Raw genomic sequence first — 9,261 nt, forward strand, 5'->3', positions numbered from 1 at the left:
CCCTTACAACTATTTATCAACAATGAAGCCTTGGAACACTTCTACGTAGTTATCAGACAGAATATCTAGCTGAGTCTGAGTTTCTATTCGAGACGCGATGGTGGTGACGCCTAGGTTGTGAGCGGTTCTTGAGATCGACGTTAAGGTAAACTTCTGTTTTTCGTCATCAAGGTTATGTGTGAACAGGTAATCTAGCTTCACATAGCTTGGACGGTATTCGTTGATGTAATCCAGTGATTGGAAGTTACGTCCGTAGTTATCGACACCAAACACTGCTTCAGCGTTGCGAATGGTGTTACACAAAAGTGCCGTGTAGTGCGGAACGTTGATGAAGCAGTTTTCTGGAATCTCAAAGTGCAACAGGTGAGCGATTGAAGCATTCTGTTCAAGCGTTTTACCGATCCAACGGATGAAGCTTGGTTGAGATATACTGCTTGGCGAGAGATTAATAGCGACTGGGCTGGTTACTTCTTTTGCATTGAGCTTTTCAACCATCTTCTCAATAACGTATTGGTCGAGAATGTGGCTCATTTCAAGCTGTTCTAGCGCGTATAGATACTGGTTAGCACCGTAACGCACGCCATCTTTTTCAATCGCAGAGAACACCTCTTGGTGATAGGTTTTACCAAAGGCATTGTTTGCAGCCTGCAGACGGAAGGTAATGAGGTCGTTGATGATCGCTTCTTCAACCAACATACGCCATTGTTGTTTGCCCATCACTGCGCCGTGATCGTCTGCGGTTACGTAGCCGTAAGCAAGTTCTCGATTCGCCTTGGCACTTGAGAGTGCGTTATCCACCAGCGACATGATTTCAGTACTGGTTTTACGCTTGTTGCTGTAGGTCACACCAAGAGCAATATGTGGATTCGCAGTGCCTGTTGGGTCTGAACCTAGGCTCTGGATACAGTTTACGATGCTGCTCGCGACAAGTTTCAGTTCGCTCTCATCAATGTTTGGCATGATGAAACCGAACTCGTCACTAGAAATACGAGCGATGGTGATATCTGGAGATGAAATTGAAGCTTGCAGCTGTTCAGCCAGTTGATGAACCAAGGCATCACCTTCTTGATAGCCCTTTTCATCGTACTCTTCACTGATAAACTCCGCTTTAAGTACCGCTAAACCACCTAAGCTCGACTCCTCTAACCATTGAGTTAACTGAGACATGTAGTAAGCACGGTTACCTAGCTGAGATACAGGGTCGATATATGCTCTTTCACGTAACTTCTGAGCTTCTTTCGCTTGGTTTTTAAATGCCAGTTCAACTTGAGTCGACATGTGGTTGATACCATCGACAACCAAGGTGAGATCTTTTGTCTTTGGACGAGCCAGAGGTTCGCCAAACTGATTCTTGGCGATCTGATCCATCTTGGTAATGATCAACGAGAGCGGGCGTAAAGCGCGCTTAAGGATCCAAGAGATAGACACCAAACCGAGCAAGAAGATCGTGCCAAATATGCTCAGTAAGCGGATGAATGCTTGCCAAAGTTGATCGTAGGCAGGGCCTGGGTGACTTACGATCTCGACCTCGGCCAATTGCATCCAGCCACTGGTGATCACGCGGCGGTCATGAACAGGCTCGAACAGGTTTAGGTTGGTAAACCACTCTGGTACGCCAGTTGGCTTTACAGGGTATGAGCGGAGAATGTCTTCACCGCTATCGAGAAAGATCAATCGAACGACTGAGTAAGAACTGCCATCAAACAGGGCGTTGATAACAGACTCCACTGCCACCTTGTCCTTTTCTTCTAGGTAAGGGGCGAGAGCCAGTCCAACAGTATTAATGGTATTACTTACCTCAGAGCGTTGCTGCTCCTCTAAGTATCCACGGGTGGTATTGAATTCGATCATAAAAACTGACGTCATCAGCAGTATGAACACTGCAACCATCCCGACCACAAGCTGTTTATATAAAGTCATTGTACCTACTCATCGTAATTGATAATGGGTTTGTTTAATTTTAGAGAGCGCTCACGTGAACGTAAGTCGTTCCATAAGCTCAATCTTGAAGATTTCCCTGCCAATTTGCCGCTGCCTGCTGCCGACTTGATCAACCAAAGGTTTTTACCGTTAAAACTGTAAATTGGTCTTAGATCTGGGCGTTTGGAACCGCGTTTAATTTCAGGGTTTAAGTTGTCCAAAATTAATGGCTCTGCACTCGGTGTTGAGTAGTAAGCTAACACCATGTGGAACTGGTTTAGTTCCAGTGCTTTTACGTACACTAATCGTAATTTCTTATCTGGGACGCCCAGTTCAAGCAAAGAGAAGTATTTTGCGATTGTGAAGTCTTCACAATCACCGGCGTTGCTGCCTAAAAATTCCAGTGGTGTTGCCCAGTAATCATTCTTTCCCCACAGTATGTTGTCATCGACAAAGTACATCTGGTTGAAGAACTGGTTCACCGACCTGAGCTTCTCTTTTTCACTTAATCCGTCGTATGACGTCATATTTGAGCGCCATGTTGCCACTCGCTTTCCGGCTCTATCGCCGTAGGTTTTGGTCACTGCATCTATCCACCGTTGGTCGCTCTTGTTGAGCGCCACAGAGGTGAAAGAGGTGAGGACCAGCAGCAATAGCGAAATCCGAGACTTCATAGCCTCTGCTCTTGTCTATTTGCTGTGTATTGAAAGGCGTTATCAAACATCAAACGTCATTACTCTTTTAGTGCATTGTTTTGAGCGCTTAATAGTGGCTTCAACATGTACTCAAGCACGGTTCTTTTACCCGTGATGATATCGACAGAGGCGGTCATACCTGGAATGATTGGCAACTCTTCGTTCTGTCCAAAATTGTGTTTTTCGGTGCGCACGCGCACGATATAGAAGCTATTGCCTTCTTCATCTTGAGTGGTATCGGCACTGATGTGCTCTAACACGCCTTCTAGACCACCGTACTTAGTGAAGTCATAAGCACTGAATTTAACGATGGCAGTCAATTCTGGGCGTAGGAACGCGATATCTTGCGGGGCGATTTTCGCTTCAACCAATAGAGAGTCTTCTGTTGGTACAATCTCAACGATGTCCATACCCGGTTGGATAACCCCGCCGACAGTATTAATACCCAATGTTTTAACTGTGCCTGTTACAGGAGAAACCACCACGGTACGGTTTACTCTGTCTTCTAGGCCAACGGCAGATTCGGTCATTGCAGAGAGCTTGTCTTGGGCTTGATTGAGTTTTTCTTGTTGTTCGGAGCGGAAGTTCAGTGCGGCGTCAATACGGCTGAGCATGGATTCTTTGATTGCTGAGCGTAAAAGAGGAATTTTTAGCTCGCTCGAAGTCATTTCTCGGCGAGTGTCATTCACTTGTCTTTGAAGCTTGAGGAGTTCAATTCTTGGCACAACGCCTTCATCGGCAAGCGGTTTTGTTATATCTAACTCTTGGCGGGCGAATTTGTAACTTTGTCTTAAGTTATTGACGCGCGATTTTATTTCAACAAGGTCTTGTTGCTTCTGTTCAACTTGTTGATCAAAAACGGAAAGTTGGTTTCTTAGGTTGTTTAGGTCTTGACGATATTCGGCTTTTTGGCGATTAACCAGTTTAGGTTGAAGTTCGTATAGCTTTGGTGGGAAGGCGAGTTTGCCGTAGTCGAGTAACACACTTTGTTTCCAGTTTTCGACGGAGAACTCTTCGTTGATGACCACGCTGTTAAAGGAAGCTGAAAGCATTAACACGCTGGCGGTTAAGTTTGCCACTTGTTGTTCGCGCTCTCGGAAGTCAGAACGGAATCGAGTGTCATCGATCAACAGCAGCTGTTGACCTTTTTGGACGCGTTGACCTTCCCTTACTAATATCTCTTTTACGAGGCCGCCCTCAAGGTTTTGCACCACTTGGATTTGTGAAGAGGGGATGACTTTGCCTTGGCCAACGGTGACTTTATCGATCTCAGCCCAAGCGGACCACCCAATAGCAGCAATAAAAAACAGAACGATCACCCATAACATAATACGCGCACTGGTGGGCGTGTTGAGTAGTAGTGCCGCTGTTTTATCATCGACGTACTCAAGTTCGGTTTCGTTCAATTTGCTGTAATTCTTCTGGCTCATGACTGTCCTTGTTTGCTAAATAAAAGTGCAAGCCTATTGAGTGTATTCTTACTTTTGGTAAATGTTAAGATTTTGCTCCTTTAAATCTTTGAATTTATATATTTTTTAAGACTTATCGGTTCTTGAAATCTGTTTTATCCAATTGGTGCTTTCTCAGCTTGTCATACAGTGTCTTTCGTGACACTTGCAGCTCTTGTTGCACTTCTTTTAAACGTCCTTGATGGCGATGTAGTGCCTCAATCAAGATAATTTGTTCAAAGCTATCGGTGCGTTGGTTCAACGACTGTTGTTGCTCTTCAATGCTCATATCGAGTTCATTTTGCTCATCAGTATCGCTGTCGAGCGACGGCTGCTTAATTTGAGTCAGCACTCTGAGTTCAGCATGTTGGCGAAGCTGACGAATGTTCTCCGTCCAATGCGTTGCAATGAGTCGCTGAATCTCTTTTTCTGTAATGACGGGTGGCGGCAGTTGATAGCGACTGGCTGCACCACGAGCAAAGTGTTTGAACAAAGAGCCAATATCTTCCGTTCTTTGCGCCAAGGGTAGTAAATTAAATCGGCGCAGTTCACCTGTAATTGTAGTAGGAACTACTGTAGTTGCGATAATGATACAAGTTGCATTGGTCTTGCATGAGTTTTCACGAAGTAGAGTGGGTTTTAGGTTCGCTAACCACAGCCATTGATCCTGAGTTAGTGCTTCTGTCTCATGGATATAGAGTGTTCCACCTTGATGCTTCAAGAACAGTTGCAAAATAAACTGATGGAATGTCGCTTCGTCACTGCGTGGCAAATTAAACGCAGCGACAGGGCAAAGCTCCGCGGTTTGATGACTGTGTAAATCATGGGTGTATTGTGCTGTGACCCTTTTCCCCGTCCCTAAATCACCAACAAATAATAGAAGTGGGTTAGTTTTGGTATCTAGGGTGATCAATTCTCGGCGTAATGCCTGCATTGATGGTGATTGACCAATCAGTTTCGGGCCAACCTGATTTTGCATTGCCAACTCTTTACGCAATAGGTTGTTCTCTTCAACCAGTGCGAGCTTATCTGCGGCTTTTTTAACGGCAGTGAGTAGGGCATCGACCACAAATGGCTTTTCCAGAAAATCGTAAGCACCAGCTTTCATCGCTGATACCGCGGTTTGCACGTCACCATGTCCGGTAAGTACGATGACCTGAAAATGAGGATTTTGGCTCAGCAACTTTTGCGTTAATTGAATGCCATCCATTACCGGCATGTGAATATCGGTGATGACAATTCCGGCTTGCGTGGTATCTATTTTCTTTAATGCCTCAATAGCATTGGGAAAGCCGACGATATCGATACCTTCAATGAGCATGACTTGTTCTACCGAGTCTCGAATGGCGGGTTCATCGTCGACAAAATAGAGTTTAGGCATAGAGTGCAAAAGCCGATTCCTTAGCTGTAGGTGAGATTAGCAGTATGTGAGATTCGTTTTCTAATCAACGATAACAACGGCGTGTTAGCCCTTATCGTTATATAACGGGATGTTTAGCGAGAATACCATGCCTGAAGGCTCTAACCGGTTCGCGCTGATCGTGCCGTGATACGCTTCAATAATCCGTTTCGATATTGAAAGCCCTAGCCCTAAACCTTCCGGTTTGGTGGTAAAAAACGGGTCGAACAGCTGTTCTAGCTTATCGTTCGGCATGCCAATTCCGTTATCCCAAATGATCAGCTGACAAGAGTCATGATGCAGTTGCCATTCGATGCCTATCTGTGGGCTAGCCTGTTGGTCAACGCTTTCCAGGTTTTGTTGCTCCTGCAAGATTTTGTGTTCAAGAACTTGTTGTTGCAGCGCTTGAGTCGCGTTGTGAATCAGGTTCACTAGTACTTGCTCGAGTTCGGTTGGATGAATCGCAATATTGATGTCATCTGGCACCGTGCTTAGCCTTAGCGTAATGCCTTGCTTGATCATCAGCGCACTGAGAATGCTAGTGGCGTTATTGACCGCTTGATGCAGGTTCGCCACATGATGTTCTTGTTTGGTGACCTTGCGAGTAAAGACTTTGAGTCGCGCGATGATGTCGGTAATGGTGTTGTTGAGGCCAATCATTTTCTCAAGATTGCTTTTCACTAAATCGGTTCGTTCCATTTCCAGTAGCTTTAAGCTGTTTTCACTGTAGGTTCGCAGTGCTGCAAGCGGTTGGTTGATTTCGTGGTTAATGCTGGCTGACAGCTCACCGAGTACCGCTAATTTCGCGGTTTGTGTCAGCTCTTGCTCTGTCTGTTTCAACTTGGATTGCGACTCTTGGTATTGAAAAAGGGTTTGTTGCAGCTGTTGATTGGATTGCTTCAAGTAGTGGGTACGTTTATCTACGGTTTGTTCTAGGTTTTGGTTGAGTCGGGTCAACGCCACTTTCGCGAGATAAGTCTGGCGCCACGACCAAGCGATGAGCATCACCAAGCTGTAAATCACTACGAAGATGACATCGATCTGAAAGATTTTAATAAGTTCAGCTCTGGTCTCTTTTAGGGCGACGACTTGGTACTGGTTGTTGCTGATGGTAGCGGGGTAAAGATTAAAAGCACCAAGCTTGAATAACTGGTTGGCGGTGAGCTCTTTTCGGATTTCATTGGATTGAAGGTTGCTAGATTGATTGGCGTTGCTAGCTTCTGACTGAGATCTTGAAGAACGAAAGGCTTCGATGATCGAAATTTCGCTTTGACCGTATTGGCGTTGAAGTGCGATATCCGTTTGTTGTTGCTGCGTTAATGGCAACAGTGAATGATAAAGCCATGGAGCTTGGCTTGATAGAAAGACCACTTGGTTCGAGTCGAGTACTACGATCTCAAAGTCGTCGCTGGTCAGGATGTTTTCGAGGTTTTCTAAACTCACTTTTACGGTGATAACCCCCACAATGTGATTCTCAACATACAGCGGTGAAGACAGAAAATAACCGCGTACGTTCGAACGAGCGCCTAGCGCGACATATTGTGTGTTGTTACCTTGAATGGCAGAAGCAAAGTAGGGACGAAACGAGAAGTTCTCACCTACAAAGGTACGAGGCTTTTGGTAATTACTGGAAGCGACCACAGTACCGCTCGGGTCATGAATATAGATGGTGTCGGCTTGGCTTTGATTCGACCATTCAAACAGCAATTGATTGAGCTGCGCAGCGGAAATCTTGTTTGCTCGTTGTGATGAGTCAAAATAAGAGAGCAAGCGCGGGTCATGACTGAGCAAATCCGGGATCTGTTTGAATTTATCCAGTTCAGAATCGATTTGTAGATTGGCTTTATTCGCCGCTTCATCGAGTTGCTGAGTGACGATTTTTTCTTGGAATTGTACTGCCATAAAGTGGGTTGCGGTCAGCCCTGCAGCTCCCAATAACAATGAGATTAAAACAAAGGGCGTCATTAGGTTAGGCAGTATTTTGGTCACTCGGATCTCAGCTTGTCATCGGTTTGTATAAAGATTATCAATATGATGGAGAGAGTACCGAGATCTTGTTAACACAGAGCACCTTCTGTGAGACAAAACCATGGCTTAGACTTGTGTTTCAAAGGATTACGGCGCAAAATCACAAAAAAATTAAAAGGAGCAACCAAATGGAACTGACAGATATTCGTCGCGAATACGCTAAGGGTGGATTGAGACGCAAAGACTTGGCCGCAGACCCGATTGAGCAATTCAATCTATGGCTAGAGCAAGCCATTGAAGCGAAGTTGACGGACCCTACTGCCATGACAGTTGCTACGGTTGATGAAAATGGTCAGCCATTCCAACGAATTGTTCTGCTGAAGAATGTTGATAAAGACGGGTTCGTTTTTTACACCAACTTAGGTAGCCGCAAAGCGCACCAGCTTGAGCACAACAGCAAAATCAGTTTGCACTTCCCTTGGCATCCACTCGAACGACAAGTTCATATTACGGGCACGGCTGAAAAGCTGACCGCTATGGAAAATATGAAGTACTTCTCGTCACGTCCAAAAGAGAGCCAATTGGCCGCGATTGCAAGTAAGCAGAGTAGCCGCATTTCAGCGCGTGGGATTTTAGAAGGTAAGTATCTAGAGCTTAAACAGAAGTTTGCCAAAGGCGAGATTCCTGTGCCTTCTTTCTGGGGTGGCTTCCGAGTTCGTGTGGATAGTATTGAGTTCTGGCAGGGTGGTGAACACCGCTTGCACGACCGTTTCTTGTTCTCACGCCAAGACAACAGTTGGGATATTGATCGCCTAGCGCCTTAGGCTGCTTGATCGCTTAGCTGCTTAACAGATCCAAAAATACCGTTGATTAGACTGATCAAATCAACGGCATTTTTTTGTCTGCATTTTCAGCTGAACAGTCAATCAGTCACTGTGAAGAACAACAGAGATCTGTTTTTTGAGCAGAGTTTCTGGGATCACTGAGCCCAATCCTGAATCCAATGCATACTCAATCAATTGGCTTTTACTGCGTGCATCAAACTTCTGTTTCAATCTGGCGACATGACCTTCGACCGTTTTGATTGAAATGTTTAACGTCGACGCGATGTACTGTGGTTTCTTGCCGAAAAGCAGTAAGAACAGTACCTCTGATTCTCTCGAAGTCAGCCGCTTTTGCAGCTTAGACACGCGCGGCTCTGACCCCGCAAGCGATGCCTGATCGCCTTTTGTTCCTGTGGCCTGACAAACCCAATGACCGACCTCTAAGATCGCGGTATCGGTAAGCTCTTGGCCATAGAAGATGGTGCCTTGGACGTTGTCGTCGTCATCAAGCCATGGTGTTTTAGTAAAGATATGGGCGTGCCAGCGTCCGTCTGGATAGGGGTGAATATCGAGAATCTTAAGGGTACTGCGTGTATCCATCACATGTTTGTCTTGAGCTCTGAAATCTTGTGCGCACTCGGTGGTTTGACTGGGCATGTCGAAGTCGGTCAAGCCAGTACAAGTCTCATTGGGTTTTAAGCCAATCAATTGGTTGTAAGCAAGGTTGGCGTACACGAAGACCGAGTCAGTATCTTTGCAGCCCCAGCAGCCTGGAAGTTGTTCGAATAAAGAACGATGTATGGAGTTGAGTGGATCTGGCAAGGTTTTATCTCGTGTGTTGCGATGTTGCAATAATATCAGTTTCTTATAGCGCTGCAATGGCAATTAGAGTACGAAAAATAAGGGGGGACTGACAGTTAAACGGACTGCTGACTAACTGTGTCAATCACGGAGAATCGATGGGCATAAAGGGTGATAATCAGGCAAAAAAAAAAGGTTCATCGCGG

At 45.5% G+C, this 9,261-nt stretch carries 7 protein-coding genes; 1 reads left to right on the forward strand and 6 read right to left on the reverse strand.

All coding sequences use genetic code 11. From position 1 onward, the window contains the following. Positions 1–9: 9 nt before the first annotated feature. From AB4482_RS20455 to AB4482_RS20475, 5 genes are all read right to left on the reverse strand, one after another. Positions 10–1,920, reverse strand: a complete 1,911-nt coding sequence (locus AB4482_RS20455) for a LapD/MoxY N-terminal periplasmic domain-containing protein (RefSeq protein ID WP_017061208.1) — start codon at positions 1,918–1,920, stop codon at positions 10–12. A gap of 5 nt (positions 1,921–1,925) precedes the next feature. Beyond that, a complete protein-coding gene (locus AB4482_RS20460; protein WP_019823329.1) occupies positions 1,926–2,594 on the reverse strand; it encodes a transglutaminase-like cysteine peptidase in 669 nt (222 codons plus the stop codon). Positions 2,595–2,653: 59 nt separating this feature from the next. Further along, positions 2,654–4,045, reverse strand: coding sequence for an HlyD family type I secretion periplasmic adaptor subunit (locus AB4482_RS20465; RefSeq protein ID WP_372181544.1), 1,392 nt, complete (start codon positions 4,043–4,045; stop codon positions 2,654–2,656). Positions 4,046–4,157: 112 nt separating this feature from the next. Next, positions 4,158–5,444 (reverse strand): sigma-54-dependent transcriptional regulator, encoded by a 1,287-nt coding sequence (locus AB4482_RS20470; RefSeq protein ID WP_372181550.1) that lies wholly within the window; start codon positions 5,442–5,444, stop codon positions 4,158–4,160. An 84-nt stretch (positions 5,445–5,528) separates the two neighbouring features. Then, the gene (locus AB4482_RS20475) at positions 5,529–7,451 is read right to left on the reverse strand and encodes an ATP-binding protein (protein WP_372181545.1); all 1,923 of its coding nucleotides are present in this window, start codon (positions 7,449–7,451) and stop codon (positions 5,529–5,531) included. 167 nt (positions 7,452–7,618) lie between these two features. Between AB4482_RS20475 and pdxH the strand changes: the two genes are divergently transcribed. Beyond that, complete coding sequence (gene pdxH / locus AB4482_RS20480) at positions 7,619–8,254, forward strand: pyridoxamine 5'-phosphate oxidase (RefSeq protein WP_017061203.1); 636 nt, start codon at positions 7,619–7,621, stop codon at positions 8,252–8,254. A gap of 102 nt (positions 8,255–8,356) precedes the next feature. On the opposite strand, the gene AB4482_RS20485 is transcribed toward pdxH, so the two are convergent. Beyond that, the gene (locus AB4482_RS20485; RefSeq protein WP_032546410.1) at positions 8,357–9,139 is read right to left on the reverse strand and encodes a helix-turn-helix transcriptional regulator; all 783 of its coding nucleotides are present in this window, start codon (positions 9,137–9,139) and stop codon (positions 8,357–8,359) included. Positions 9,140–9,261: the final 122 nt, after the last annotated feature.

Origin of the sequence: Vibrio sp. 10N.222.55.C7 (assembly GCF_041473335.1) — a bacterium.
Taxonomy (GTDB): Bacteria; Pseudomonadota; Gammaproteobacteria; order Enterobacterales; family Vibrionaceae; genus Vibrio; species Vibrio crassostreae_C.